Source organism: Mesorhizobium norvegicum (genome assembly GCF_004919685.1).
GTDB lineage: Bacteria > Pseudomonadota > Alphaproteobacteria > Rhizobiales > Rhizobiaceae > Mesorhizobium > Mesorhizobium norvegicum.
The window spans coordinates 62,392-88,447 of record NZ_SMYZ01000025.1; the positions used below are offsets into that span (position 1 = coordinate 62,392).

30 protein-coding genes and 1 pseudogene are annotated in these 26,056 nt (G+C 61.3%); 6 read left to right on the forward strand and 25 right to left on the reverse strand.

Annotation, left to right across the window (positions count from 1 at the left end):
• Positions 1-6 precede the first annotated feature (6 nt).
• From biuH to FCU66_RS10825, 4 genes are read right to left on the reverse strand one after another with little or no spacing between them, the layout of a single operon-like run.
• On the reverse strand, positions 7-708 hold the full coding sequence (gene biuH, locus FCU66_RS10810) for a biuret amidohydrolase (protein WP_136619199.1): 702 nt from the start codon (positions 706-708) through the stop codon (positions 7-9).
• 16 nt (positions 709-724) lie between these two features.
• Complete coding sequence (locus FCU66_RS10815; protein ID WP_136619200.1) at positions 725-1,651, reverse strand: ABC transporter permease; 927 nt, start codon at positions 1,649-1,651, stop codon at positions 725-727.
• Positions 1,651-2,766, reverse strand: a complete 1,116-nt coding sequence (locus FCU66_RS10820; RefSeq protein WP_246093862.1) for an ABC transporter permease — start codon at positions 2,764-2,766, stop codon at positions 1,651-1,653. The genes FCU66_RS10815 and FCU66_RS10820 overlap by 1 nt, the downstream gene beginning before the upstream one ends.
• A gap of 45 nt (positions 2,767-2,811) precedes the next feature.
• Positions 2,812-3,939: a BMP family ABC transporter substrate-binding protein gene (locus FCU66_RS10825; RefSeq protein WP_136619202.1), complete on the reverse strand. Its 1,128-nt coding sequence runs from the start codon at positions 3,937-3,939 to the stop codon at positions 2,812-2,814.
• A gap of 301 nt (positions 3,940-4,240) precedes the next feature.
• On the opposite strand from FCU66_RS10825, the gene FCU66_RS10830 reads away from it, so the two are divergent.
• Positions 4,241-4,927 carry a GntR family transcriptional regulator gene (locus tag FCU66_RS10830; protein ID WP_136619203.1) on the forward strand — a complete coding sequence of 229 codons (687 nt, stop codon included), beginning with the start codon at positions 4,241-4,243 and terminating at the stop codon, positions 4,925-4,927.
• On the opposite strand, the gene FCU66_RS10835 is transcribed toward FCU66_RS10830, so the two are convergent.
• The 15 genes from FCU66_RS10835 to FCU66_RS10905 all read right to left on the reverse strand — a co-directional run bounded on the left by FCU66_RS10835 (position 4,914) and on the right by FCU66_RS10905 (position 16,634).
• Complete coding sequence (locus FCU66_RS10835; protein WP_136619204.1) at positions 4,914-5,192, reverse strand: alpha/beta hydrolase; 279 nt, start codon at positions 5,190-5,192, stop codon at positions 4,914-4,916. The genes FCU66_RS10830 and FCU66_RS10835 overlap by 14 nt on opposite strands.
• Positions 5,193-5,619: 427 nt before the next feature.
• On the reverse strand, positions 5,620-5,970 hold the full coding sequence (locus tag FCU66_RS10840) for a hypothetical protein (protein ID WP_136619205.1): 351 nt from the start codon (positions 5,968-5,970) through the stop codon (positions 5,620-5,622).
• 88 nt (positions 5,971-6,058) lie between these two features.
• A complete protein-coding gene (locus FCU66_RS10845) occupies positions 6,059-6,298 on the reverse strand; it encodes a hypothetical protein (RefSeq protein WP_136619206.1) in 240 nt (79 codons plus the stop codon).
• Positions 6,291-6,437, reverse strand: a complete 147-nt coding sequence (ccoS, locus tag FCU66_RS10850; protein WP_136619207.1) for a cbb3-type cytochrome oxidase assembly protein CcoS — start codon at positions 6,435-6,437, stop codon at positions 6,291-6,293. The genes FCU66_RS10845 and ccoS overlap by 8 nt, the downstream gene beginning before the upstream one ends.
• Positions 6,434-8,728, reverse strand: coding sequence for a cation-translocating P-type ATPase (locus FCU66_RS10855; protein WP_136619208.1), 2,295 nt, complete (start codon positions 8,726-8,728; stop codon positions 6,434-6,436). The genes ccoS and FCU66_RS10855 overlap by 4 nt, the downstream gene beginning before the upstream one ends.
• Before the next feature lie 5 nt (positions 8,729-8,733).
• Complete coding sequence (locus FCU66_RS10860) at positions 8,734-9,540, reverse strand: DUF2189 domain-containing protein (protein WP_136619209.1); 807 nt, start codon at positions 9,538-9,540, stop codon at positions 8,734-8,736.
• Positions 9,541-9,586: 46 nt separating this feature from the next.
• Complete coding sequence (locus tag FCU66_RS10865; RefSeq protein ID WP_246093855.1) at positions 9,587-9,799, reverse strand: hypothetical protein; 213 nt, start codon at positions 9,797-9,799, stop codon at positions 9,587-9,589.
• Positions 9,796-10,677 (reverse strand): cytochrome-c oxidase, cbb3-type subunit III, encoded by an 882-nt coding sequence (gene ccoP / locus FCU66_RS10870; protein WP_181956542.1) that lies wholly within the window; start codon positions 10,675-10,677, stop codon positions 9,796-9,798. The genes FCU66_RS10865 and ccoP overlap by 4 nt, the downstream gene beginning before the upstream one ends.
• Positions 10,668-10,838, reverse strand: coding sequence for a cbb3-type cytochrome c oxidase subunit 3 (locus tag FCU66_RS10875; RefSeq protein ID WP_136619210.1), 171 nt, complete (start codon positions 10,836-10,838; stop codon positions 10,668-10,670). The genes ccoP and FCU66_RS10875 overlap by 10 nt, the downstream gene beginning before the upstream one ends.
• Positions 10,835-11,575, reverse strand: coding sequence for a cytochrome-c oxidase, cbb3-type subunit II (gene ccoO / locus FCU66_RS10880; RefSeq protein ID WP_136619211.1), 741 nt, complete (start codon positions 11,573-11,575; stop codon positions 10,835-10,837). Before ccoO ends, FCU66_RS10875 begins: the two co-directional genes overlap by 4 nt.
• 5 nt (positions 11,576-11,580) lie before the next feature.
• Positions 11,581-13,233 carry a cytochrome-c oxidase, cbb3-type subunit I gene (ccoN, locus tag FCU66_RS10885; RefSeq protein ID WP_136619212.1) on the reverse strand — a complete coding sequence of 551 codons (1,653 nt, stop codon included), beginning with the start codon at positions 13,231-13,233 and terminating at the stop codon, positions 11,581-11,583.
• A gap of 182 nt (positions 13,234-13,415) precedes the next feature.
• Positions 13,416-13,841, reverse strand: a complete 426-nt coding sequence (locus tag FCU66_RS10890; protein WP_136619213.1) for a group III truncated hemoglobin — start codon at positions 13,839-13,841, stop codon at positions 13,416-13,418.
• A 62-nt stretch (positions 13,842-13,903) separates the two neighbouring features.
• Complete coding sequence (locus tag FCU66_RS10895) at positions 13,904-14,767, reverse strand: formylglycine-generating enzyme family protein (protein WP_136619214.1); 864 nt, start codon at positions 14,765-14,767, stop codon at positions 13,904-13,906.
• Between the two features lie 79 nt (positions 14,768-14,846).
• On the reverse strand, positions 14,847-15,950 hold the full coding sequence (gene nirK, locus FCU66_RS10900) for a copper-containing nitrite reductase (RefSeq protein WP_136619215.1): 1,104 nt from the start codon (positions 15,948-15,950) through the stop codon (positions 14,847-14,849).
• 237 nt (positions 15,951-16,187) lie between these two features.
• Positions 16,188-16,634 (reverse strand): pseudoazurin, encoded by a 447-nt coding sequence (locus FCU66_RS10905; RefSeq protein ID WP_136619216.1) that lies wholly within the window; start codon positions 16,632-16,634, stop codon positions 16,188-16,190.
• 282 nt (positions 16,635-16,916) lie between these two features.
• Here FCU66_RS10905 and FCU66_RS10910 point away from each other — a divergent pair, with 282 nt between their 5' ends.
• From FCU66_RS10910 to FCU66_RS10925, 4 genes are all read left to right on the forward strand, one after another.
• Positions 16,917-18,437, forward strand: coding sequence for a PAS domain-containing sensor histidine kinase (locus FCU66_RS10910; RefSeq protein WP_136619217.1), 1,521 nt, complete (start codon positions 16,917-16,919; stop codon positions 18,435-18,437).
• Entirely contained in the window at positions 18,424-19,044 is a 621-nt protein-coding gene (fixJ, locus tag FCU66_RS10915) for a response regulator FixJ (RefSeq protein WP_136619218.1), read from the forward strand. Before FCU66_RS10910 ends, fixJ begins: the two co-directional genes overlap by 14 nt.
• 121 nt (positions 19,045-19,165) lie before the next feature.
• Entirely contained in the window at positions 19,166-19,525 is a 360-nt protein-coding gene (locus FCU66_RS10920; protein ID WP_136619219.1) for a transcriptional regulator, read from the forward strand.
• 82 nt (positions 19,526-19,607) lie between these two features.
• The gene (locus FCU66_RS10925) at positions 19,608-20,255 is read left to right on the forward strand and encodes a helix-turn-helix domain-containing protein (RefSeq protein WP_136619220.1); all 648 of its coding nucleotides are present in this window, start codon (positions 19,608-19,610) and stop codon (positions 20,253-20,255) included.
• A 237-nt stretch (positions 20,256-20,492) separates the two neighbouring features.
• On the opposite strand, the gene FCU66_RS10930 is transcribed toward FCU66_RS10925, so the two are convergent.
• From FCU66_RS10930 to FCU66_RS10955, 6 genes and pseudogenes are all read right to left on the reverse strand, one after another.
• Positions 20,493-20,939, reverse strand: coding sequence for a pyridoxamine 5'-phosphate oxidase family protein (locus FCU66_RS10930; protein WP_136619221.1), 447 nt, complete (start codon positions 20,937-20,939; stop codon positions 20,493-20,495).
• Positions 20,940-21,035: 96 nt separating this feature from the next.
• Complete coding sequence (locus FCU66_RS10935) at positions 21,036-21,290, reverse strand: lipoyl domain-containing protein (protein WP_136619222.1); 255 nt, start codon at positions 21,288-21,290, stop codon at positions 21,036-21,038.
• A 162-nt stretch (positions 21,291-21,452) separates the two neighbouring features.
• Positions 21,453-21,884: a potassium channel family protein gene (locus FCU66_RS10940; RefSeq protein WP_136619223.1), complete on the reverse strand. Its 432-nt coding sequence runs from the start codon at positions 21,882-21,884 to the stop codon at positions 21,453-21,455.
• Between the two features lie 260 nt (positions 21,885-22,144).
• Positions 22,145-22,908, reverse strand: a pseudogene (locus FCU66_RS10945) (zinc-binding dehydrogenase); the annotation flags it as partial.
• Positions 22,909-22,987: 79 nt separating this feature from the next.
• Entirely contained in the window at positions 22,988-23,587 is a 600-nt protein-coding gene (locus FCU66_RS10950) for an NADPH-dependent F420 reductase (RefSeq protein WP_136619224.1), read from the reverse strand.
• Positions 23,588-23,736: 149 nt separating this feature from the next.
• Positions 23,737-24,471, reverse strand: a complete 735-nt coding sequence (locus tag FCU66_RS10955) for an SDR family NAD(P)-dependent oxidoreductase (protein WP_136619225.1) — start codon at positions 24,469-24,471, stop codon at positions 23,737-23,739.
• A gap of 370 nt (positions 24,472-24,841) precedes the next feature.
• Here FCU66_RS10955 and FCU66_RS10960 point away from each other — a divergent pair, with 370 nt between their 5' ends.
• Positions 24,842-25,738, forward strand: coding sequence for a LysR family transcriptional regulator (locus FCU66_RS10960; RefSeq protein WP_136619226.1), 897 nt, complete (start codon positions 24,842-24,844; stop codon positions 25,736-25,738).
• Positions 25,739-26,056 lie beyond the last annotated feature (318 nt).

Sequence of the window (26,056 nt, forward strand, 5' to 3'; positions counted from 1 at the left end):
GGTTCCTCACGGTAGTTGGGCGACGAAGGACGCCGAGTTCGACACCGCGCCGAAGACGCCGCCTTGCATCTTGATCATCTTGATGGCGGCCAGATGGTTGCCGTAATCGGTGGCGCCGCAGCAATCCTCCAGCATCACGCATTCGAAGCCGCGGTCATTGGCCTCGCGCATGGTGGTGTGGACGCAGACATCGGTGGTGATGCCGGTGAGCACGATGTTGTCGATACCGCGCTGGTTGAGGATCAGCTCCAGGTCGGTGGCGCAGAACGAGCCCTTGCCCGGCTTGTCGATGATCGGCTCACCCTCGGCCGGATAGAGGTCGGGGATGATGTCCCAGCCCGGCTCGCCGCGCACCAGGATGCGCCCGCAGGGGCCCGGATCGCCGATGCCGGCATTGATGCGGCGCGAGCGCCAGCGCTTGTTGGCCGGCAGGTCGGCGAGGTCGGGCCGATGGCCCTCGCGGGTGTGAATGATGGTGTAGCCCTTGGCCCGCATCGCCGACAGCACCGACTTGATCGGTTCGATCGGCGCGCGCACCAGCGACAGATCGTAGCCCATATGGTCGACATAACCGCCCGGCCCGCAGAAGTCGGTCTGCATGTCGATGATGATCAGCGCCGTGTTGTCGGGACGAAGCTCGCCATTGTAGGGCCATGGATAGGGATCGGCGTCGATATAGCGCTGGGTGATACCGGCTCGGGCGTTCATGGCAAAAACTCCGGTCTCATTTGGTGATCGACAATTCGCCCGGTGCGCCGGCGAGCGAACGGGTCGGCGACGACGTGGCGATCATGATGATTAGGGTGAGGATGTAGGGCGCGGCGTAGAAGAGGTAGTAGCCTTGGGTGACGCCGACCGACTGCAGCGCCGGTCCAAGAGCGCCGGCCCCGCCGAACAGAAGGGCGGCGGCAAAGCAGCCAAGCGGGTTCCAGCGCGCGAAGATAACCAGCGCCACCGCCATCAGCCCTTGGCCCGACGAGATGCGTTCGGTCCAGCTGCCGGGATAATAGAGCGACAGATAGGCGCCGCCGATGCCGGCTAGCGCCCCACCGACGCCGGTGGCGATCAGGCGCACGGTGTTGGGATTGAGGCCCATGGCGCGCGCGGCGTCGGAACTGTCGCCGACGACGCGCAAGATGAGGCCGGCGCGGGTGTTGCGGAAGGCCCACCACAACACGACCGAAAGCACCGCACCGATGAGGAACAGGACGTTGACGTCGAGTGCCGCCTGCACCTGCGGGATATCGGACCAGTCGCCAAAGGGAATGGCCGGCAAATTGGGCGCCTTCGGTTTGATGAACGGCTTGCCGAAGAAGAAGGCGAGACCCGAGCCGAACAGCATCAGCGCGATGCCGATGGCGATGTCGTTCACCTTCGGGAATTTGCAGATCCAGCCGTGGAACAGGCCGAAGCAGAGGCCGGCGGCCGCGGCGGCGAGCAGGCCGAGCCAGGGCGAGTTGGTCATCACCGCCACCGCATAGGCGGTCATGGCGCCGAAGATGAGCGTGCCTTCCAGCCCGAGATTGATGCGGCCGGAACGCTCGGTGATCGCCTCGCCCAGCGAGACGAAGATGAAGGGTGTCGACACGCGAATGGCACCACCCAGAATGGCCAGCGGCACGCCCCAGAGGCCGATCTCGGTCGCATCCATCAGGCAGTCCCCCTCAAGAGATCGGGCCTCTCCCACAAATCGGGATTGAAGGCCTTGAAGCGGCCGTAGAAGGTTTCGCTGAACAGGATGACGATGAAGATCATGCCTTGCAGCACCAGCACGGTAGCGTCGGGCAGGTCCATGCGGCGCTGGATCAGCCCGCCGGAGGCGTCGATGCCGCCGAGCAGGAAGGCGACCGGGATGATGGCCAGCGGATTGTGGCGGGCGAGGAAGGCGACGAGGATGCCGGTATAGCCATAGCCGGCGGCAAGCGAGGCGTTGGCGCTGCCCTGCACCGCCGCGACCTCTAGCATGCCGGCAAGACCGGAGAAGCCGCCGGCCAGCCCGGTGAAGCCGACGATCAGCGAGCCGACGGCAAGTCCCTGCACCTGGGCGGCCCTGACATTGCCGCCAGCGATGCGGGCGGCAAAGCCCCAGCGGGTCTTTTCGATCAGCACCCAGGACAGAACGCAGGCGACGACGCCGACGGCAAGGCCCCAATGTACCTCCATGCCCGGCATGTTGCCGATGCGGTAGATATCGGCCAGCGGCTGGGTCGAGGGCTTGTTGAGCGAGGCTGGGTCGCGCAGCGGCCCTTCGACCAGCTGGTTCATCAGGGCGATGGCGATATAGGCCATCAGTAGGCTGGAGATGGTCTCGTTGACGGCGCGGTAATGGCGGAGCGCGCCGACGGCACCTATCCAAATGCCGCCGGCGGCCATGCCCGCCACGCCCATGACGAGAATGACGATGAAGGAGGGGGCGCCGTCGAGCGCCGTGCCTGCTGCCGCGGCGGCGACGCCGCCGAGCACGATTGCGCCCTCGCCACCGATAACGACGAGCCCGAGCCGGGCCGGCAACGCCACGCAGAGCGCCGCCAGCAGCAGGGGTGCGGCGCGTGACAGCGAGTTCTGCACCGAGAACCACGAGCCGAAGCCGCCGCGCCACATCGTTTCATAGAGCTGGACTGGCGACTTGCCGACAGCCAGGATGAACAGGCTGAACAGGGCCATACCGACGACCACCGCCGCCAGCGGAATGACGAATGCTTCCGCCCGCCGCGCTATCCATTCCAGCGCTGCCGGATGACCCTTGGCGCCGAATGTCACCGACATGCCGGCTTCTGTCACTATCTCCGCCATCGCCCCGCTCCCCTTCGGTCAGGCGGTCGAGCCGACGACCCCGTCGACCAGATAGTCCATGCTTTCGAGTTCGATCGCGTTCTCGGGGAAAGCCTGGCCCGCAGTTGCCACGACAGCGCCCTTGTTGCTGTTCAGCGGACCCTTGATGACGGCGAAGCCGCCCTTCATCATTTCGGCCAGCGTGGCGTCGAACTGTTTGCGCGCCGGCTCGGAGACGGCGGGGCCGAGCGGGCTCATCTTGACGAAGCCATCGGCCAGACCGCCGCGCGTAAAGTTGGGCAAAGGCTTGCCGGCGACGAGATCGTCGACGAACATCTTGTAGACCTTGGCCCAGTTCCATTCGGCGCCGGTCAGGTATTTCTCGGGTGCCAGCGGGCTCTGGTTGGCGTGGTAGCCGCAGACGAAGGCGCCGCGGCCAGCTGCCGTCTCGACCACCACTTTCGGGCTGTCGACATGGCAGGTGACGACATCGGCGCCCTGGTCGACCAGCGCGTTGGTGGCTTCCGCTTCCTTCACCGCCAGGGACCATTCGCCAGTGAAGATCACCTGGCAAGTGATGGTCGGATCGACCGAGCGTGCGCCGAGCAGGAAGGAATTGATGTTGAGCAACACTTGCGGGATCGGCTTGGCGGCGACGAAACCAAGTTTCTTGGTCTTGGAGGTGTGGCCGGCAACGACGCCGTTGAGATATTGGCCCATGCCGATATAGCCGAAATAGGAACCGGCATTCATCGGATGCTTGGCCTTGTCCCACATGCCGCCGCAATGGCGAAACTGCACGTCGGGGAATTTCGCGCACATGGCCAGCATGTGGGGGTCGAAATAGCCGAAGGAGGTCGGGAAGATCAGCGAGGCGCCGTCGAGATTGATCATCGATTCCATCGTCTTCTGGACATCGACCGTTTCCGGCACGTTCTCCTCCTCAACGACGGTGATGCCCTCGATGCCCTTCAGCGCCGCCGCGCCCTCGGCATGCGCCTGGTTGTAGCCATAGTCGTCCTTCGGTCCGACATAGATGAAGCCGACGGTGGCGGCAGCGGCGAATGCCCTGCGGACGGGAAAGGCTGCGGAGGCAAGCCCGAGTGCGGCTCCCGCGGCGGAGGTCTTGAGCAATTGGCGGCGGCTAAGCATGAAACGGTCGGTCATGTTAATGCTCCCCTGTGGGACCCTTTCCGGGTCGGTTAACGCCTTCTCAAGAAAGTGCATGCAATCGCTATGCCAGTTCAAAAAGTAAAATTTATATAACAAAATCAGCATATGATCTCTTTTGCATTGCACATAAGGAAGGCAATTGCATACACTTTTTGCCTTGAAAACAGCCAGTTTGACAGGCAGATTAAAACATAAGCATAGAGGGTGTGGCTGAGTCGGCAGCGGACTTTCGTCGGCCGGTTCATGGCCTGGGAATGCGAACGGAGGCGGAGGAGACGTGTCGGGAAAGCGCAGCTTGATCCGGTCAGGCACAACCGTCGATCAGATGGTGAGGGCGATCGGCGACCGCATCGTCACCGGCGTGCTGCGTCCCGGCGAAAAGCTCGACGAGGTCTCGCTTGCCACCCGCTTCGAGGTGTCCCGCACGCCGGTGCGCGAGGCGCTTGGCCATCTCAGTGCCATGGGCCTCGTCGAGCGGCGACCCAACAGGGGCGCCATCGTCGCCGTCGTCACCCAGGAACACCTCGCCTCGATGTTCGAAAGCATGGCCGAGCTGGAGGGCATATGCGCGCGCTTCTGCGCCGAGCGCATGACCGGCAGCGAGCGCCGCGCGCTCGAGGTAGAGCATCAGGCCTCGGCCCGGCTGGTGCGGCTGGGCGCCGAGGAAGACTACGAATACTTCAACACCGAGTTCCACAGCCGGCTCGATCGCGGCGCCCACAGCACGCACATCTACGAGCTGACCGCGACGACGCGCAGCCGGCTGGCCCCCTTCCGCCGCGCCCAGTTCAGGCTGGCCGGTCGGCTGGCCAAGTCATGGCAGGAGCACGACGCCATCGTCACCGCGATCCTGCGTGGCGACGGCGCCGCCGCCGGCAAGGCGGCGCGGGACCACGTTTCCATCGTCAGCGAGGCGAGCGCCGTCTTTGCCGTCGGTGACCAGCCGAAAGCCGCAAGCACGACGCCGGTCACCGCCGACTAGCGAAACCACCTGGTTGCAGCACCGGCACATAGCGCCGAAGATACGGATTTGGCACGAAGAAGACATAGGGGTCGCTAAGTTTGCCCCTTTGGCTGTCGCGGAACCATGCCGAACGACACGGCAGCACCTCATTGAAGAACCTGCCCGCCTCGGCGAGGCCGCTGGGTGAAACCTGGTGGCCCAGACCGGGCTCAATCGAGATCCTGGCCCGGACACCAGCCGCCGCCAGCTGCTCTGCCGCCCGCATGCTCTCGCCCGAAGGCATGATCGGATCGGCGTCGCCGTGAATTCGAAAATCAGTGTCCCTCGATCAGATTGGCAATGACCGCGTCAAAGCTGGGCCGCGCTGCAGCGACGCGCTCGGGGCGATTAGCCTCGTAAGACCAATGACATTGAACCACTCGCGGCGCGGGCCGCCGCCATGGGGCGCATCGGGGCTTTCGAAGATGAAGCCGGGCAGTGCGGATGCCAGCGCCCGCCCGAGTGCTGCCATAGGCGGGTCTGCTCCGCGCCCGCATCTCGGTCGTTAAGCTCAATTTTTTGCGGTTTGCCTGAGAGCAGACATCTACGGCGATTGCGCAGGAAGGGCGCGGTTGCGCCAGAAGCCGGAGACCGGCTCAAAGGCGGACATCGCAATCAGCTGCTCATAGGGCAGCTAAGCCCTCCATTTTTCAAAGCCGCTGTTTGCTTTCCTAACTGACATATCGCCTCGCCAAGCGACTATGGGTCGAATTCCCTTTGCTGATTTCCGCAACGATTTGCTCGTCGGTCTTGCCGGAAAAATAACGCGGGTACGATTGCGACTCCCATAGGTGGTGGCAGTGCGCATTTGGAAACATGAAATCCTTCTCGAACATGGCGCTCAATCCGCCGGCACGCCAAGTTGGCCAATGAAAACTATCAAATGGCTCAACATGTGTTTCGTGGCCACTGCGCCACATGACATAGGGTAGGCGCACGGAGAAGCGATCCCATTGGGTAGTGAAGCGGGAGTAGGCATCGAGCCAACTCCGGACGAAAGCGCTTTTGGGCTTCGCGATCATGACCGCATTGCATAGTCCATCGATGCGGCTAAGCCCCGATAGCTGGTAAAATCTCGAAATATTTTTTGCCGCGATTTTCCCTTTAAAATCAAAAGCGTAACTTTTTGACGGCCTTGATGTCGGAGTTTGCGCGATGCTGAAAAATATTTTCCAGTGATTTCAATTGGTTATGTGCTGTTTGAACAATCGAGTGGGAGTGAGGGGAAAGACCTGCGAAATTCGGCGAAACAGCCATTTTAGCGCGGAAAAGCATAGTGTTATCTGCGATCTCGTTGACCATACGCGACAGGACAACGCCAGTCGGAACGCTTTGAGCTTTGTCACTCAAGGTCGTCGTCCAAAAGGATTCTCTGCGCTGCGCCGTCGAGGTCGTCATACTGCCCGGACCGCAAGGTCCACATGAAGGCCGCAAGTCCGGCGAGCCCCATCAAGACTGCGATCGGCACCAGAACAGTCAGGTAGCTCATGATCCAGCACTTATCGGCTGCAGGTCTGGATGAACGGATGCGACTTGCCTGGTGCGCAGATTTCCGGCGCGGGCATGGCCCAGGCGCATGGCATTGGCCACCACCAACACAGACGAGAGCGACATTGCGACCGCCGCCACGAGCGGAGTGACATAGCCGCAGACGGCAAAAGGCACCGCAATGGCGTTGTAGCCGACCGCCAAAGTGAAATTCTGCCGGATCAGCTTTCCGGCATTGCGTGAAATCTCATAGGCGTCAGCGACACTCGCAAGGCTGTCTTTCAGAAACACGAAATCGGCTGCATTGCGGCCGACATCGGCCGCCGTCGCGGGGGCCATGGAGACGTGCGCGGCCGCGAGCGCTGGCGCGTCGTTAAGTCCGTCTCCCACCATCAGCACCTTGGAGCGGGCAGCAGTGATAGCCGCGATCCGGCCAACCTTGTCGGATGGAAGCATTTCCGCCGTGAAATCATCGATGCCGAGGTTAGAAGCCAGATCGGCCACCGCAGATCTGCGGTCACCGGACAGGATGCCGACAGCGAGGCCCTGCCGGCGCAATCGATCGATCGTCGAACGCGCGCCGCCTCGCATGATGTCTTCAAATACAAACCGCGCCAGCTGCTGCCCGTTCTGGACAAGCAGCGATACCGAGAACCAACCGTCCGTGCCTTCCGGTATTTTGCGGCCGAGCGCCCAGTCCGGCCGACCCAGGCGGTAGACGGTGGTTCCCATCCTGGCTTCGAGGCCGCGGCCGGGATATTCGGCGAGGTTGTTCATCGGCGTCGCCCCAACCGAGCTTTGCGATGCGGCAGCCAAAATTGCGACGGACATCGGATGCCTCGAGCCCGACGCCATTTTGGCCGCAAGCGCCAGCGCACCGGGATCAACATCGGCCCTGTTGACGAGATGGGGCCGGCCGAGCGTCAGGGTGCCGGTCTTGTCGAACAGCACCGTGTCGACTTCGGCGAGGCGCTCAAGAGCAGAGCCATCCCTGACCATCACGCCTCTTTCGAAGAGGCGCCGTGCGGCGACGACCTGCACGATCGGAACCGCAAGACCGAGCGCGCACGGGCAGGTTATGATCAGCACGGCGATGGCGATCGAAACCGATGCGTGCCAATCCCTTGTCATGGACAGCCAGCCCAGAAACGACAGCAAGGCGATGGTATGCACGATCGGCGAATAGAGCGCCGAGGCACGATCCGCCAGCCTGCGATAGTAGGCCCTGCCGCCCTCGGCGGCTTCCATCATTCTGATCATTTCCGCCAGAAATGAATCCTTTGCCTCGGCGGCGGCTGTTATCGTCAGCGGCCCCGTCAGATTGAGCAGCCCCGCCTGGACCAGAGTTCCCGCAATGGCGGGCCTGGGTGCCGTCTCTCCGGTGACGACCGAACAATCGAGTTCCGAAGCGCCTTCGGTGACGATCCCGTCGACAGGGACCCTGTCGCCGGCGGCAATGAGGATGGAGGTTCCCGGCCTGATCTCGGCAATCGGGACATAGCGCCGGCCGTCGGCATCCACGACGATCGCCCCTCTCGGCGCGAGGCTAGCAAGCCCCGCCACAGCCGAGCGCGCCTTTTCCCGCATCACATGGTCGAGCGTGCGGCCGATGAGCAGAAAGAACAAAAGCGATGTCGCCGCGTCGAAATAGGCATGCGGCCCACCGTGAATGGTATCGTAGAGACTGAGCCCGAACGCCATCAACACGCCGATGGAAATCGGCACATCCATATTTGTCCGGCCGTTGCGCAAGGCAGCCCATGCTGAGAAAAAGAATATCCGTCCCGAATAGACGATCGCCGGCAAGGCGAGCCCTGCGGAAATCCAATGGAACGCCTGACGGGTTCCGCCTTCGGCTCCGGACCAGACCGAAACCGACAGCAGCATGATGTTCATGGCGCAGAAGCCCGCAACCGCGAGCGCCTTGATCAGCCGGGAATATTCGGGACTGCGCTGGTCGGTTTCCGCGGTGAAGACATGTGACGCGTAGCCCGCCGTTCTCAGCGCGCCAATGAGATCGGGAGCCTCGTCGGCAATCGGGCGCCATTTCACGATGGTCCGTTTCATCGAAAGATTGGCTCGGGCATATTCGACGCCGGGCAAGGCCGAGAGAGTGCGTTCGACCGTGGCCATGCAGGATGCGCAATGAATTTCGGGCACCGACAGATCGGCCTGGTAAAGGCCGCTACCGAGGTCGCGGCTTAGCAGGACAAGTTCCTCGCGCGGACTGGAAACCCGGCCCGCCGGGCCGATCTCCAGGGCGGCCTCGGCCCCGGGTGCGCAGCAGCTCATGAGCGCTACTCCTTCAGCCCCGGCTCAAGCGAAATCGTCCTGTAGGCATGCCATGTGGCATGCCCCAGCAGAGGAAAGGTGACGATCAATCCGACCAGCCCGGTGCCAAGGCCAAGAAGGGTCAGCAGCAGCACGATCGCACCCCAGGTGATCATCACCGGCCGATTGTTCCAGACCAGCGAAATGCTGGTGCCCATCGCGGTAAACGCATCCGTTCGCCGATCGAGGAGCATGGGAACCGAAAAGGCGCTGATGGCGAAGGAGAATGCGGCGAACACCCCGCCGACCACTGTGCCGACAGCCAACATTGCCCAGCCGATGGTGGTGGTGAAAAGCATCGGGGCAAGGTGATCGAGACCGGGAAACGGCCGCCAGCCGAAGAACAGAGCGTAGATGATGACCGCGGCACGCATCCACAGCAGCGCCAGACCGAGCATGATGAAGCCGACGAAGAGAATCTGGCCGCCGGAGGCCGGCCGCACGAAGATCATCCTGGCAAGCGAGATGGCTCTACCCTGTTCCAACGACCGGCTTTTTTCATAGAGGCCGATCGCTATCAGCGGGCCGACCACCATGAAGGCCGCGGTTGCGGGAAACAGGATGTAGTCGAGCCGAAACAGGAAAAGCCCGCCGACGATCAGCGCGGACACGGCAAAGACCGCCAGCCCATAGGCGAGGCTGGGGCCCGGCGTCGCCATCAGGTCGTGCCAGCCGGCGCGCAGCCAGCCGAACGCGGCACTGGCCGACAGACCGCGGTTACGCGATGCGACACGGACGAATTCTTCGTCGGTTGCCAGATGGAGATCACTCATTCCCATGATCCTTCCTGTCGTTTCGCCGGGTCGCGCACCTTGAGCGTCAGCACGACGAACTGGCCGCAGCGTAGCTGTTCTTCGTGGGGTCGCCGGGTTCCTTCAAATGCGGCACGCAGTCGGCTTGCGACGCGAAGGACACGTAGACCAGATGGACATTGGCGGCGGCGACCAGCGCCAGACCCGCCGTGACCAGGATGAGCGCGACGGTTCGCGAACGCGATCGCGGCCTCGACGGCAAGGCGGGATCCAGGCTCACTGAGGCACCTTCCGGAGCGAAAGCACATAGAGGGCAAGTATCTTGCGCTGGGTCGCGGAGAGGCGCTGTTCCCAATGAGGCATGGTGCCTTGCCGGCCGCCATAGACTGTCGCGGTGACGGACTGGAGGTCGCCGCCATAGATCCAGTTGCTGTCGGTCAGGTCAGGCGCACCGACGTCGCGCTTACCCTTGGCATCGTCGCCATGACAGGCGATGCAGTTCTGTTTGAACACGTCCTGCCCGGCGGCAATGCTTTGCGGATCGGCATCGAGGCCATCGGCGGTGCCACCGAGAGACCGCACATAGGCGACGACGTCAGCCAGTTGCTTGCTCTCGATCACCCCGTCGCGGCCAAAGGCCAACATCTGCGAGGTCCGCGTATCGGGATGGGTAGAGTTGATGCCGACCCGCAGTGTTTCAAAGATTGTTTTGGGATCACCGCCCCAGAGCCAGATGCCGGCGGTGAGGTTGGGAAATCCCGGACCGCCCGTCGCTTTGGTCCCATGGCAAGCCGCACAATTATCGCCAAACAGAGTGTGGCCGGTTTCGCCAACGATCTTCATCATCGAAGGGTCGGCCTGAATTGCCGCAAAATCCATTTGATCGATCTTATGTGTCCAGTCGGAACGCTCTAGCGTCGCGTCCTTTACCAGGCGGTCGACGCTGGTTTTCTGGTCAATTCCAAGCAAGCCCTTGGTGTAGGTCCGGCCCAGCGGCCAGGCAGGCATGAGGACCCAGTAGCACACGGCAAAGAGGATGGTGGTGGCCAGGAAGAAGAACACGATGCGCGGAATCGGCGTGTACAGCTCCTTGATGCCATTCCACTCATGACCGGTCGTGACCTGTCCCGTGACGGGATCGCGCTCGCCTATTTCCATGGCTTGTCGTCTCCGTCGAGAATGCTGTCTTTCGCTCTTTCGAACCGCTTTTTGTTCGACGGCCAGAACGTGTAGACGAGGACGCCTGCGGCCATCGCGATCAGATAGAAAAGGCCCCAGCTTTTGGAGAAGCCGACCACAGCTTCGTATTCCCAGCTCATTTGCCGTCCTCCGGCTGGACGGCAAGCTCCGCCTGGGCGGCGCCGGTCAGGTGGCCAAGGATCTGCAGATAGGCGACCAGCGCATCCATTTCGGTGACGATTGCCGGATTGCCGTCAAAGGCCCTGACCTGCGTTGCTTGCCCATAGCGCTTGACAACGCCGGCGGCGAAATCACCGTCCGGTGCGGTTTGGCCGAGCGCATCTTGGGTCGCGTTGGCGATCATGTCGTCGGTGTAGGGAACGCCGACGTCCCTGAGAGCAGCAAGATGCTCACCGAGGTCGTCGATGCGCAGCGGGTTCTCGCGCAGCCAGCCAAATTTGGGCATGATCGATTCCGGAACCACGGTTCGCGGGTTGATCAGGTGGGCGACCTGCCAGGCGTCTGAATATTTTCCGCCGATGCGGGCCAGATCCGGCCCTGTGCGCTTTGATCCCCACAGCATCGGATGATCGTATTTCGATTCAACGGCGAGTGAATATGGGCCGTATCGTTCGACTTCGTCACGCAACGTCCGGATCATTTGCGAATGGCAGGCGTAGCAACCCTCGCGCATGTAGATGTTGCGCCCGGCCTGCTCCAGCGGGGTGTAGACCCGCATGTCCGGCGCGTTCTCGACCGTGTTGTCGATGGTGAACAGCGGAGCGATTTCCACGAAGCCGCCGATGCTGGAGACCACGACGATGGCAAGGACGAAGCCGATGGCGCTGCGTTCGATTTTGCGGTGAAATTCGGGCATGGTCCTCACTCCGCCGGCTGGGCGACAGGCGCCAGATGGCGCTGCGGCGCGTCGTCGCCCGGTTGCAGCGCGGCCTGCGAATGGCCGCGGATCGTCATCAGGATGTTGTAGGAGCCGGTGATGGCGCCGAGCAGAAACAGCAGCCCGCCAAAGGCGCGAGCGATGTAATAGGGATGCATCGCCACCATGGATTCAATGAAGGAATAGGTAAGCGTTCCATTCTCGTTGTAGGTCCGCCACATCAAGCCTTGCAGAATGCCGGAATTCCACATGGCGAAGACGTAGATGACCGTTCCCGATATCGCCAACCAGAAATGCACCTCGATCAGTTTGGCCGAATACATCCGTTCACGCTTCCACAATGCCGGGACCAGACAGTAGATCGAGCCGAACGTGATCAGTGCCACCCAACCCAAGGCGCCGGCATGGACGTGACCAATGGTCCAGTCCGTATAGTGGGAAAGCGCGTTGACCGGACGGATCGCCATGAACGACCCTTCAAAAGTGGTCAGGCCGTAGAAGACCGCCGCCGCCATCATGAAACGCAGCGTGGCGTCGTCGCGCACCTTGTGCCAGGCGCCGTTGAGGGTGGCGAGCGCGTTTCCCGCCGAGGCCCACGATGGCACCAGGAGGACTAGCGAGAACGTCATGCCCAGCGTTTGGACCCATTCGGGCAGGGCGGTGTAATGCAGGTGGTGTGAACCGGCCCACATATACATGAAGGTAATGCCCCAGAAGCTGATGATCGACAGCCGGTAGGAATAGATCGGCCGACCGGCCCGCTTGGGCAGGTAGTAGTACATCATCCCAAGGAAGCCGGAGGTGAGGAAGAACGCGACGGCGTTGTGGCCGTACCACCACTGGGTCATCGCGTCCTGGACGCCGGAGAACGCCGAATAGCTTTTGGCATGGCCGAACGACACCGGGACGGCGAGATTGTTGACGATATGGAGGATCGCCACGACCAGAATGAAGGCCATATAGTACCAGTTGGCGACATAGATGTGCGGCTCCTTGCGGCGAGCCAGCGTGCGAATGTAGATCGCGAAATACACCACCCAGACGATGACCAGCCAGATATCGGCGTACCATTCCGGTTCCGCATATTCCTTCGATTGCGTGACGCCCATGAAATAGCCGGTCGCGGCCAGGATGCAGAACAGGTTGTAGCCGAGCAGGACGAACCAGGGGCTGAACTGATCGGGCAGCCGGGCGCGCGAAGTCCGCTGCAGCACATGGAAAGACGTGGCGATCAGCGCATTGCCGCCGAAGCCGAAAATCACTCCGCTTGTATGAACCGGCCGCAAGCGGCCAAAACTTGCCCAGGCCGCGTCGAACGTCAGATCGGGCCAGGCAAGCAGGCTCGCTACCCAGACGCCGAAGAACATACCAACCATGGCCCAGATCATGGTGAGGATGACGCCCACCTTGCTCGGGTCATCATAATAGTGGTCCAGACGTTCAGTGGAGGGCTCGGGGGCATTGAGCGCCGAAAGCATGACGAAGATCATCGCAACGCTTGCCGCAAGTACGATAAAGCCATGCACGCCGATCGGATCGCCGCGACCAGCTGCCGCCATGGCCAATCCGACCATGGCCATCAGGATCAGCACGACGATTGAAAGTTGGCGTTCACCGGATGTCAGTTGAGCGAGCATGTGCGTCCACCGTCAGATGCCCCGTCAGGGCGAAATCGTCCCACGGGTTTCGCATGTGTGTGTGGCGGTTGATTTGATCTGGCGCAAAAACGAAGCTGACTGCACCCAAAACAGATTGCCGTATTCTGACGCCGGCGCCGGGCAAGTGTCAGGCTCAGCCGTCCTGGGCAGCCGAAACGTTATCAGCCGGTCGGAAGGCGAAAGAACATCGCCAGCTTCAGGCTTTTCGCAATGCGTTCGGCGCGATCGACAAATACCGCAGCCGTTTCCGGGGCAAAGAGCGCCGCCGCTGTCTCGCCAAATATGGCTAACCAGATGTCGAAATCGGCCTCGGTCACATCCTTGAGTTTCAGATGCGCAGGCACCGGGCGTCCATGATAGTCGCCTGTCTTGAGAATGACGGAACACCAGAAGTCGGTCATTTTCTCAAGGTGCGGCTCCCAGTCGCCGGTGATTTCGCGCGCGAAGATTGGCCCCAGCCGTTCGTTTTTCCGTAGTCTGGAGTAGAACTCGCGGACCAGTGTCCCAATGCTCGCCCGGTCAACTCCCGGATCGACCAAGGGCTGCTCGGCAGCCGGCCGCGCTTGGTCGATGGCAGATGAGTTCATGTTGATCCTTTCGGCGATTGTACTTTCTTCCGATCCTCGCCTCGAAACGCGGCATCCGCGCGTCAAGAGAATCCAAGACGCCGCAGGGTGGCTCGCACGATGTTGAGACGTTCGCGGACAAGGCGGAAACCCAGATTGTCGGGCGGCGTGCCGACCGCGCAGCCGCCACTTTTCCCGTCCCGGATGAAGTTGGACATGTATGTGCGGTGGAAGCCCTCCACGACATGCACCCCGCAATTGTCGATCGAACTTACAATGCTGATGCCGTTGCGGGCTACAGCTGCATGGACGTAGCAGGTCGATGTCCATTCCCAGACATTGCCTGCAATGTCTGCCACCCCTTTTGAGTTGGTTCCAAACGCCCCTTGAACCCTTGGCTCGGGATCAGATTTCCGTCCAAGCGAAGCCTCGGTGCGATATTGGGCGAGCCAGCGCAGCGCCGGATTGTTGGGGTCACCGGCGCCGCCCTCGATGTCGCCGCGGAACCGTTCGCTCGCGGCGTAAGCCCATTCTGTATCTGTCGGCAGCCGCCATGTCGCGCCGGTCTGGGCCGAGAGCCAGGCCGTATAGGCCTCGGCGTCGATGTGGCTAACGCCGGTGACCGGAAAATTGCCACTGCCCGGAGTATCAGATGCCTTGCAGCTGCCGGCGGTCACGCACCGTCCGTATTCCGATGCAGTCACCTGGTATTTCATGATTTTCAGCGGAGCACCGACCGTTGCCAGGATCCGCGGCGCCGCGACGGGATGGCCTTCCCCCAGGAATTCACCAGGTCGAGGATGGTCGAACGATCCGGCCGTGAGGGTCACAAGTTCGGGGCTCGCCACGAGCGAACCGGCCAACCGATCGAGCGCACTGGTCGCCCCCATGACGATCAGCGCGGCAGTCGCGATACTTCCGAGGGCTACGATGGGATTGAAAGACATGGCATTTCGTCCGGGCGCGTACGCGACCTTGCGCAGATGGCGCAGGGTCGCGTCGATGTTCAGGATCGGATCCTCGTCACTATGACGTAATGGCCCTTGGGGCTTCGACCTGCTTCATCAGGTCGTCGTCCCAGGTTCCGTCGACCGCAAAATGTGCGGTCGCGCCGAGTTCCACGGCCTCGATCAGATTGTGGTTCACGTAGGCGTAGATGCCCGGCTGCAGGAAGGTGTAGAGGGCCGAGCCGGCCGAGCCGCCGCGAATGAACCAGGTCTCCAGGTCCTTTGCCGGAGGATTGGCGAACTTGCCTTGCTCCCAGACGTAATCACCGTGGCCACCGATCAGATGCGGCCGTGTATCGCGGTTGGCTTGCGAATGGACGATCAGGACAGTCTCGCCGACTTTCGCCTTCATGGCGTTCTCGCCGGTCAGGGATCCTGCCTTGCCATTAAACACGACGTGAGTCGGAATCAATCCGCGCATGACCTTGACAGTTTCATCATAGTTGTCGCCGGCCGTTTCGTATTTCTTGAATTTCCCCTGCTCGTCGCGAGGGATGTAAAAGTCGTTTTCGCCGATATAGTAGATGCGGTCGTAGCGGATGGATTTGCCCTTGTCGTCCCCGAGGCCATCACGCGGCAGCACCATCACCGCACCACTCATGCCCGACACGACGTGCCACGGGATCATCGGTCCGCCGGGCGCGCAGTGATAGACGAACGTTCCCGTGCGCGTTGCCTTGAAGCGCAGCGTTACCTGCTCGCCGGGGTTGATCAGTGTCAGCCCACCACCGCCGAGCGCGCCCGTGGCAGCGTGGAAGTCGATGTTGTGCGCAAGCGTGTTGGTGTCGGGATTGATGAGTGTCAGCTCGAGATAGTCGCCTTCATGGACAACCATCAGGGGGCCGGGGATCGAGCCGTTGTAAGTCATCGCATTGAGCTGCGTCCCATCCGCGTCGATGACGACGGGCTTTTCCTCGACTGTCATCGTGAACTCGACGACTTTCGGACCGCCTTTGGCCACCTGGTCGTGAGCGTGGACGAAGGGCGGCGCGACGAGGGTGACCTTCTCGCGCGGCAGTCCCACCACTTCCTTCGCGCTTGCCACAGCCGGCATTGCGCCGACCGTTGCCACCGCGGCGGCGGCAAGGACAGTTCCCAACAGAGCTTCACGTCGCGTAAGCATTTCAATCTCCTTGTGCGTCAATCACTTGATGACCCAAGTATAGGCTGCTTTCGAGGACCGTCTTTGCGCTGGCGCAAACCGCGTTTGTTTCCGGGCGACGTCGAGTTAGAGAGATGTGGAGAGGGTCGTGTTGCGGCGCGCTCCATATGAAATAGGCCGGACTGGACCCCCCCGCGTGGTCCGTCCGGCCGTTTCCCTCCGGCGATCGCCAACCGGAGGGTATCTATGATGGAGATGTCAGTTGGAGGCGGCCTTGGTCGCCTCGCCGAACAGCTCCGCGAACACCGTTTTGGCCTTGCCGGTCTGCTTGACGGCTTCTGCCGCATCGAGGTTCACGGGCTTGCCGACGACGATCAGCGCCACCATGCCCATGCCGTAATGCGGGGCGCACTTCACGCCATAGACGCCTTCCTGGGTCACGGTCACGGTTATCTCCTCGCTTGGCTTTCCCTTGAAAGCTTCAGCGCCGTCCGGCAGCATTCCCTTGACGGTTTCGGCATTGTGGGACTTGTCGGTGGGCACAAACTTGATCGTGTCTCCGGGCACCGCTTTTATATAGGCGGGCTGGAAGATCATCGAACCCTTCTCGCCCTTGTTGAGCATCTGCACGACGTGTTCTTCAGCGCTTGCTGCGCCGGCCAGAGCAAACAACGCGATGGCTGCGGCGATCAGGGTCAGTTTCATGGAGTAGTCCTTTCCTAGGTTCAGCACGGCATCAACCGTTGCGGCTTTCTACTCCACGGGATGGCGTTGCGATTTGCGCTGGCGCAAACCCGCGCACGAAATATCTGGATATGACGTGGCGATCTGGCGCCCTATGATGAGTTCTTGCTTGCTTGCCTCGCACAGCAAATGTTCTTTCTCATTCTGTTCGGGATCGAACGCAAAAAATGCGCTAAGTGACGAACGTTCAGCTACGTCGGCTGAGCTTGGCAGCAGCTTTTCAGCTCAGCGGTAACAAATTTCATGCCAGCGCGGGACATCACCGGTATCAAAGGGCGCCTCCTGCAAGCGGTGCTGTCTGGCCGTTTCGAAGGCCGCAAGGGCTATCTGCTGGCCATTTTCATGGTGGCGGTCGCTGTCCTGCTCCGATTTCTGTTGCAAGGGCTGCTCGAAGACCGGGCGACGTTTACCCTCTTTACGCCTGCTATCCTGGTCGCATCGATCGCTGGCGGTATCTGGCCTGGGCTGTTGTCCGTAGCACTTTCGCTAGGCGGAGCGTCGTGGCTGGACAGTCTTCAGTCCGATCGCGCCCAAAATCCGGTTGAACTCGTTGTCTTCGCCCTTGTCGCCTTGGCGATCGCCTGGATGGGCGAAATGTTGCACCGTGCCAGCAAGGCAATCGATCGGGCCGAAAGCACGCTCGACACGAGGGAGGCTCATCTTCGCTCCATTCTTGATACGGTGATCGACGCGACTGTCGTCATTGAAAAGGACGGCACGATCGTTTCGTTCAATGCGGCCGCTGTTCGGCAGTTCGGCTACGCCGAAGCAGAGGTCATTGGAGAGAATGTGCGCCTGCTGATGCCGGAGCCTTATCGCCACGAGCATGACGGCTATATGCATAGGTACCTGACCACGGGAGAAAAACGGATCATCGGGATCGATCGCGTTGTTGCCGGTCGACGCAAGGACGGCTCGACGTTTCCGATGAAATTGGCGGTCGGCGAGATGAAGTCGGGTGGCAAGACCTTTTTTACCGGTTTCATCCGAGATCTTACGGAGCGTGAGGAATCGGCGGCTCGCCTGCATGAGATCCAGGGCGAACTGGCAAGGTTGGCACGCCTCAATGAACTTGGCGAAATGGCCTCGACGCTCGCTCACGAGTTGAATCAACCGCTCTCGGCGATTGCGAATTACGTTCAAGGCTGTGCCCGCCTGCTGCGCGACATGGACGACGCCGTGGCGACAAAGATGAGGGCTGCACTGGAAGAAACCGCAAGGCAGTCGCTGCGTGCGGGGCAGATCATCCGCCATCTTCGCGAATTCGTCACCAAAGGCGCCACCGAGAAAGCACCGGAGAACATTCGCAGCCTGGTGGAAGAGGCAGGGGCTCTGGCGCTGGTCGGATCGCGCGAGCGCGGGGTGCGGACCGTATTCGACTTCGCGCCGGGACCGGCAACCGTGATGGTCGACCGCATCCAGATCCAGCAGGTGCTGACCAATCTCATGCGAAATGCCATGGATGCCATGCATGACAGCGCGCGCCGCGAGCTGGTTGTGCGCACCCATGCCGCGCAGGGCGGTGAAATCGCCGTCGTGGTCGAAGATACCGGGCCAGGGATTTCCGAGGAGATTTCCGCCCAGCTTTTCAAACCGTTCGTTACGACAAAGCCTGGTGGAATGGGTGTTGGACTGTCGATCTCCAAGCGGATCGTCGAGGCGCATGGTGGGACCATGACGGTAAGCCAGAACGCCGCTGGTGGCGCAACGTTCCGCTTCACGCTACCCGCATTTACGGAAGAGGACACGCATGGAGACGGGTGACTACATCGTTCACATTGTCGATGACGAGGAACCGGTCAGGAAGTCGTTGGCATTTCTGCTCACAATGTCGGGATTCGCCGTCAAGATGCACGAGAGCGCAACCGACTTTCTGGCTGCGGCATCGGGCATCAGAAATGGTGTTCTGGTGACTGACCTGCGCATGCCCGACATGACCGGGGTGGAGCTTTTGCGAAATCTCGTGAAAGCAAATACCTCGCTTCCGGCCGTTGTCATCACAGGTCACGCCGATGTCCCCATGGCGGTTGAGGCGATGAAGGCCGGCGCTACAGATTTCATCGAGAAGCCGTTCGAGGACGTTGTCCTTATTGAAGCCATCCAACGGGCGGCCGAACAACTTGTCGATAAACCGCCGCAGCTCGACGATGTCGCTTCGATCCAAACAAGGCTTGGGCGGTTGAGCGACCGCGAACGCCAGATTCTCTCTGGTGTGGTGGCTGGATTGCCGAACAAGTCGATCGCCTATGATCTAAATATCAGCCCGCGCACCGTCGAGGTGCACCGCGCCAATGTCATGGCCAAGATGCAGGCAACAAGCCTGCCGCAGCTTGTCCGGATGGCATTGGCCGCTGGTTTCGGTCCAGCCTGAATTTCGCCCAGCCTGAATTTCGCAAGGATTGATCTGGCGCAACGCGGGACGCGCCGGATTGCTGCTGGCTGCGAGATGGCCGGCGGGATGAACTCGCTGGCATATCCGGAAGCTGTGATCCTTGCCCGCCGCCAAAACCATATTAGTCGTGGCGCCCGACCCGGGGCTCAGGCATTCGCTCGAGTTCGCGCTTGAAGTGGAAGGCTTCCCGGTTGAATCGCATGCGTTGCTTTCGACAGTTGAGGTTTCCCCCGAGGCAAACGCTGCTGCCTGCGTCATCGTCGACGAAAGTGCGATCCGGCTCAGTCCTGCTGGACGCCAGCCGCTTGCCCGTTTCGCCGGGCGGGTGATTCTTCTTGTAGAAGAAGTCGATCCAACCGCTGGTCCCGAAGGGTTCGCGATCCTGACCAAGCCGGTCGAGGGGAATGACCTGATTGACATGGTGCTGGCTTTTTCGGCCCGCCACCTACTCGCGGACTAAGTAAAATCCCTTAGGACATAACCGAATTTCGCAGACCGGCATTCTGCGCGATTGCTGTTTCACCGAAATCTGGGAAACAGCAATGAACGCAATCGTCAACACTCGGGTGCCCTTCGAGATCCTGACCTCCCTGGCCCCGCAACTTGACGTGCCGAATGATGGCAGGCCGGTGCCGCTCTCGTTCTTCCACGCAGGCTCAGAGATCTACGCACAAGGCGAAAAGGTCGCTTCCCACTACCAGATCGAGTTCGGCGCGGTCCGCATTTACCGACTGCTTGCCGATGGGCGCAGGCAAATCACGGCGTTCCATCTGGCCGGAGAGATGTTTGGGTTTGAAGCTGACCTTGCTCACCACTTCTTTGCCGAGGCCATCGTCACGACAGGGCTGCGGACATTCCGACCAGTGGCCGGCCTGGACAGATCGCGCGAACTGCTGCCGCTTGCCCTTCGCTGCATGGTGCGTGCCCAGGAACATCTGCTGGTGGTCGGCCGGCAGACGGCGATCGAACGCATCGCCGCTTTCCTAATCGACATGGCTGATCGCCAGGGAGAACTCACTCAGATCGAGCTGCCGATGTCCCGGCAGGATATCGGCGACTACCTCGGCCTCACGATCGAAACAGTATCGCGCGTGCTATCGAGATTACGCGACAGGGGCGTGCTCAAGTTTCACGGACTTCGTAGCCTCGAAATCCGCAAGCCTGAAACGCTCCGTTCCCTGTGCGAGTGATCTATGCCTCTAGAGTCGTCGCAGTAGCCGGCACAGCCGCAGATGCACCGACTCTGAGCCACTCTTGGGATGCGTCCAACGATGGTGCTTGACTTGCGTCAAGATCACGGCGTTGGACCTCAGCGTCAGCAGCGCAAGTCGCTATACCGATGATCTATCTGTGCAATTTCCGCACTTCCGCGTCGGCCCGGCCGTCGCTCTTCGACGGTGATGATGTATTGAGGCACTGAAAACGGCCTACTCGTTTGCTTCCCGGCCTGACACCTGCACGACGAGGATCCGGAAGAACACGTGCGGCGTACTATCTGACACCGGAGTCGGAACCGGTTTGAGGGCGCCGGGCTCCCACCAGTCGGCGTGCTTGCTCAGCAACGTCCAGGCATGGTCGCGCTCGAGCTTGTAGCCTATGCGGTCAGGCAGTTCCTCATAGCGGCCATCGACAACCACGCTTTTCCAGCCCCGCCCTTCGCCGTGTTCGTCGACCTGGACGGACACCAGTGGGTTGGCGCGCATCCAGTCGATCTTCTTGCCCGGCATGGAAAACGCGTAGATATGATTGTCGGCGTATGCATAGTGCACCGGAACGACATACGGCTGCCCGTCCTTGGCGCACGCCAGGCGGGCCACGCGATTGGCTGTCAGCATCTTGGTGCATTCCAGGGTAGAGAGTGTGCGGATATGCATCCTGCGATCTCCTGCGTTCTGCGTCGATTCCCTGTCGTCTTAAGGCCAAGGGATTCAGGTAGGGGCACCATGCCGCGCCGCGAGGATTGAACCTCGTCAGCCAGGCTGCAGTGTGTGATCCAATGTTGCGAGCACCGAACCGGGTTCGATGACGGCGTTCGCCGTCGCGACAATCGTCGCGCGCCCGCTTGCAGGCGCGACGATCTCATGCAACGCGTCTTCAATTCGAACTTCCGCTATCCGCTCGCCAACCTTGATCGTGGCACCGCTGGCGATGAACCATCGCTCTACAATGCCCTCAGGCAACATGCTGGATGCCCATAGTGCTTCATCGACCTTGATGTTCTGCATCGTGGTTCTCCTTTGAAGCTGGGATCATAGTCCACTCGCCAAGGCAATCTTTGATCACGATCAAGGAGCCGGACTGGCTTTTGCTGGCGGCTACGATCGGAAAACCGATCTTGCATCTCGCGGTCGGCGAGGCCCAGCATTCGGTGGTGGTTTGAACCTCAATCAGAAATACTCCCCCGCCCTGAACGGGCCGATTCGGGTTCCCGCAGCGACCAGGTAGGCAGTCGACCAGCCAATCAGCAGAAATCCGTTCATGCCCTCCAGTGCCGCCAGCACGCGCCATGCGTGAGCGGGTACGACGTCGCCATAGCCGACCGTTGAAAAGGTAATCGTCGAAAAGTACAGGGCGGTCTCGAAGTCGGCGAAGATATCAAGCAGCCGGTACAGCCCTGCCCAGAGCCAGATCTCGGTTGTCATGACGGCGAAGAGCCCCATCACCACGCTGATCATTGCGACTGTACGGCTGCGGCGCCCATGCATGCAAAACCGGGCGACGAGATATCCCATTGCATGGGTAACGGCGATCAGCCCAAACGTATGGACCAGGACCGTCAGACTGATGACGACGGTGCCGATGAGCAGATTGAGGATCATGCGCGGAACGTAGCGACTCAGGGGTCCTAGTCCTTGTGCGAGATCAATCCTGATGCCGGCGAGCTACCGTGGCGGACTTGAAGGAGGCTGCTCGATCGGCACCCTTCCATAGCCGTCGGGGTTCCAGGACGAGATCGTCCGCGCCGGTGGTGTGGCGCGGACGCTCTGAAGAGATACGCGATTGATTCCGGAGTACCTATTCCACTCACCCTGAGGCTCGTCAGGCAAAGGTGGTCGAGAGGCGCGGCCACCTGGCTGACTTAGGCATATGCGGCTTCGGTCTTCTTCGCACTCGTCTCTATCGGCGCGGTGAGATCCAGAACCATGCGGCCGTCGATCTTGCCTGCCTTGAGCCTCGTGAGGATCGCGTTGATATCGCTCAATGGCGCCTTGGTGATCTCTGCCCGCACCTTGCCCTCGGCCGCGAAGGCAATGGCCTCGTCGAGATCGCGTCGCGTACCGACGATGGATCCGCGCAAGGTAATGCGCTTCAGCACGACGTCGAAGATCGGGGTCGGGAATTCTCCGGCCGGAAGACCGACAAGGGCGACCGTACCCTTGCGACGCACCATGTGCACCGCCTGGGTGAAGGCTGGTGGCGAGATGGCTGTCACCAGAATGCCGTGGGCGCCGCCACGCGTCGCCTTGAGGACATCGGCCACTGCGTTCGGAGAGCGGGCGTCGATGGCCACGTCCGCTCCGGTCGCTCGCGCCAGAGCGAGCTTGTCCGGCGTGACGTCGAGCGCCACGACTTTGAAGCCCATCGCCTTGGCATACTGGACCGCCACATGGCCGAGGCCTACTGGACCGCCACATGGCCGAGGCCGCCGATGCCCGAGATCGCCACCCATTCGCCCGGACGTGCCTCGGTCTCCTTCAACCCCTTGTAGGTCGTGACGCCAGCGAACAGGATCGGGGCCATCTGGGCGAAATCGACACCGGCTGGAAGTCGCGCGGTGAAAGCCGCAGAAGCGATGACATACTCCGCGAAGCCGCCATCGCAGCTATAGCCTGTATCGCGCTGGATGTTCCCCGGCTTCAAGAAGGAAGTTGCCATGTCCCAGCACGCCCTCGAACTCGTCCGTTCCAAGGGAAATATTCCATTACTGCTCCTTCTTGAACAAATCCTGGAAGATCAGCTGGCCCCAAATGCGGCCGCGTGCGTGCACCAGCGCGCCACCCTCGTTGAGCTTTCCCAGCTTGACGGGTGCGAACCCGAGTTGTTTGGCCAAGGCCGCCACGGGAGCGGTCGCGTCCTCGTCGTCGCTCGACAGAAAGACCACCCGGTGGCCGCCCTCGACGACCGGATCGGTAGCCAGGGTGGCTGCAATCAAGTGATTGAAGCCTTTCACGAACTTGGCGCCGGTGAACGACTTCGCAACGAAGGCGGAGGACGGGAGGCCGTCCAGCTCTTCAGGGACAGGAAACGCGTTCATCGCGTCGATGACTGTCTTGCCTCTCCAGCTCGGCAGGGCTTTCGCAACCTCGCGATGCTCCCCGAAAGGGACCGCCAAGATGATTGTGTCGGCCTCGAGTGCTTCCCGCAGCGACTTGGCGACGACCGTGGGTCCAATCGCCCGAGCCTGCGGCGCCAACGCCTCGGGCGGACGGCGGCTCGCGACGGTCACGTCGATGTTTTTACGGGCGAAGGCATGGGCGAGAGCCTGGCCTATCTTACCGAATCCTACAATCGCGTAGTTCATAATGCTTCTCCGATCCGTGTTGGTATTGTTTCCCCAGACTTCAACGGCGCTGGGTTATCCGTTCCGCTGTGTGGCGACCTTTGCGTAGTGTTCCACCATGGACACGCTAGTTCCCGCCGGTCAGCCGCTTCCCGCGACCCGGCGCGATTTCAGATGGCCGAGAAGCCGCCGTCGACAGACAACTCCACCCCATTCACGAAGCTCGAATCGTCTGAAGCAAGAAACAGCGCGACCGCCGCAATTTCCTCAGGACGCCCCATCTTTCCCCGCGGGATCAGGGATTCGAACATCCGCTTCGCCTCCTCGGTGAGAACTTGGTCCTGCATCGGTGTGGCGATCGGCCCCGGGCTCAGCACGTTCACCCGGATATTCCTGCCCTTCAGTTCGTTGAGCCAAGTGCGTGCGAATGAGCGCAACGCCGCCTTGCTCGCCGCATACACGCCGTAACCAGGAAAACCTTTCACCGAAGCAACTGACCCGGTCATGAAGATCGATCCGCCATCGTTGAACAGCGGTAGCGCCTTCTGAACCGTAAACAGCGTGCCGCGCGTATTCAGGCCGAAGGTCACATCGAAATGCTGCTCGGTAATCTCGCCCAGTGGGACGGCTTCGCCCGCGCCGGCGCTCGCGTACAGGACGTCGATCTTGCCCTTTTCCCGCTTGACCGTGTCGAACAGGCGGTCGATGTCGTCGAGATTGGCCGCGTCGCCGCGCACGCCGGTCACGTTCCGGCCAATCAGCTTGACGGCTTCGTCGAGCGCCTCCTGTCTCCGGCCCGTGATGAAAACATAGGCACCTTCTTCAACGAACCGCTTGGCGCTCGCCAGCGCCATGCCGCTCGATCCACCCGTGACGACTGCAACCTTACCCTCAAGCTTTCCCATGACTTCTCCTTTGGTGATGTCGGGACAGCATCTGCCTCCGAGAACCTCGAAATGGGTCCGCCGGCGTCAGTTGTTGAGTGCGGAAGCGCGCACATCGGTGGTGCGAAATCGATCCGGCTGGACGACTGACGCCAGCCGCGACGATCGGTGTCCGCCGTTAGGAATTGGGCCGCGCTCGTCGACATAAGCTATGATGACCGCCCGTACTGCTGTTCGATGTGTTAGAGCAGTTCACCGTTTCACGGAAACGGCGACCCGCTCTAACTCTTTGTTTTGACGCAATTCCGGACGGAAAACCGTTTCACACTTTTCCTGGAATTGCTCTAGATACGGGCTTTGGAAGGCGCACCGCGCGGTGCCGGATTGCACCATGATCGACTGGGATGACGTTCGCTATTTTCTTGCCGTCGCGCGCGGAGGCTCGGTGCGGGCCGCCGCCGCGCACCTCGGGGTGAATCACTCGACCGTGCTGCGACGCATCGCTCAGCTCGAGGAACGCCTCGGAACGCACATGTTCGAAAAGCTGCCTTCGGGCTACCGCCTGACGGCTGCGGGCGAGGAGGTCCTCGAGCTCGCGAACCAGATGGAAGCGTCGTCGCACCAGCTGGAGACGCGCGTCTTCGGGCGCGACCAGAGCGTGCGCGGGCTTCTGCGGGTGACGCTGGCACCGCCCCTCGCGACACACCTGCTCATGCCGGACTTCGCCGATTTCGCGCGTCTGCATCCGGACATCGAGATGGAAATCTTGTCGTCCGGTGAGCTGGCAAATCTGACCAACCGCGAGGCCGACGTCGCGATCCGCGTCGTATACGACCGCAAAACCCTGCCGCTCAATCTTCACGGCATGAAGGGACCGGAGCTGTTCGGCGGCGTCTACATGTCCTGCGATCGACTAGCCGCGTGGCGTGCGGGCGCGCCTGATCCCATCCGGTGGATCGTCATAAGCATTCATGGAATCCCGGACTGGGCCAGCGAGGGTGAGGTTCGCACCACGGGGGTTCCATTCAGGATCTCGGACGCCGAGGCGCAGATCGTTGCCGTACGGCAAGGGCTCGGGATGACGACACTGCCGTGCTTCGTTGGCGATGCCGACCCCCTACTGGTGAGGGTGCCGGGTACCGACCTGCACATGTACGGAACGGTTTGGCTCCTCACACAGGGGGAGACACGCAAGACGAAGCGCGTGCGGCTCTTCACCGAGTTCGTATCCCGCAGGCTCGCCGCGTATGCGCCGCTTCTCGCGGGACTGTCCGTATCGCGCGACTGAGGCCCGGCAAGTCGCCGGCGACGCTTGCCGTAATCCGGTCGGAAGCCGAGCTGCGATCGCTTGAAGCGACATCGCGGTCAATCCCACGCGCTGCTGACGGTAGTCTTCGGCTATGTCGGCGGTGCGGCGTTGCCAGTGGATTCGAGAAAAGTGGACCGATCGATATTGATAGTCTCTGAAAGCGGAGATTTTCTTGGGCGATCAAATTCCTCTTTGAATTCAAAAGCCATGCGCATCTGACGGCTCGGGCGACGGGGTTTTTCAAGGTGGAGAAATTTTTTGCAACGACGAATCAACTCGTTAGGCTCGATGCGAACA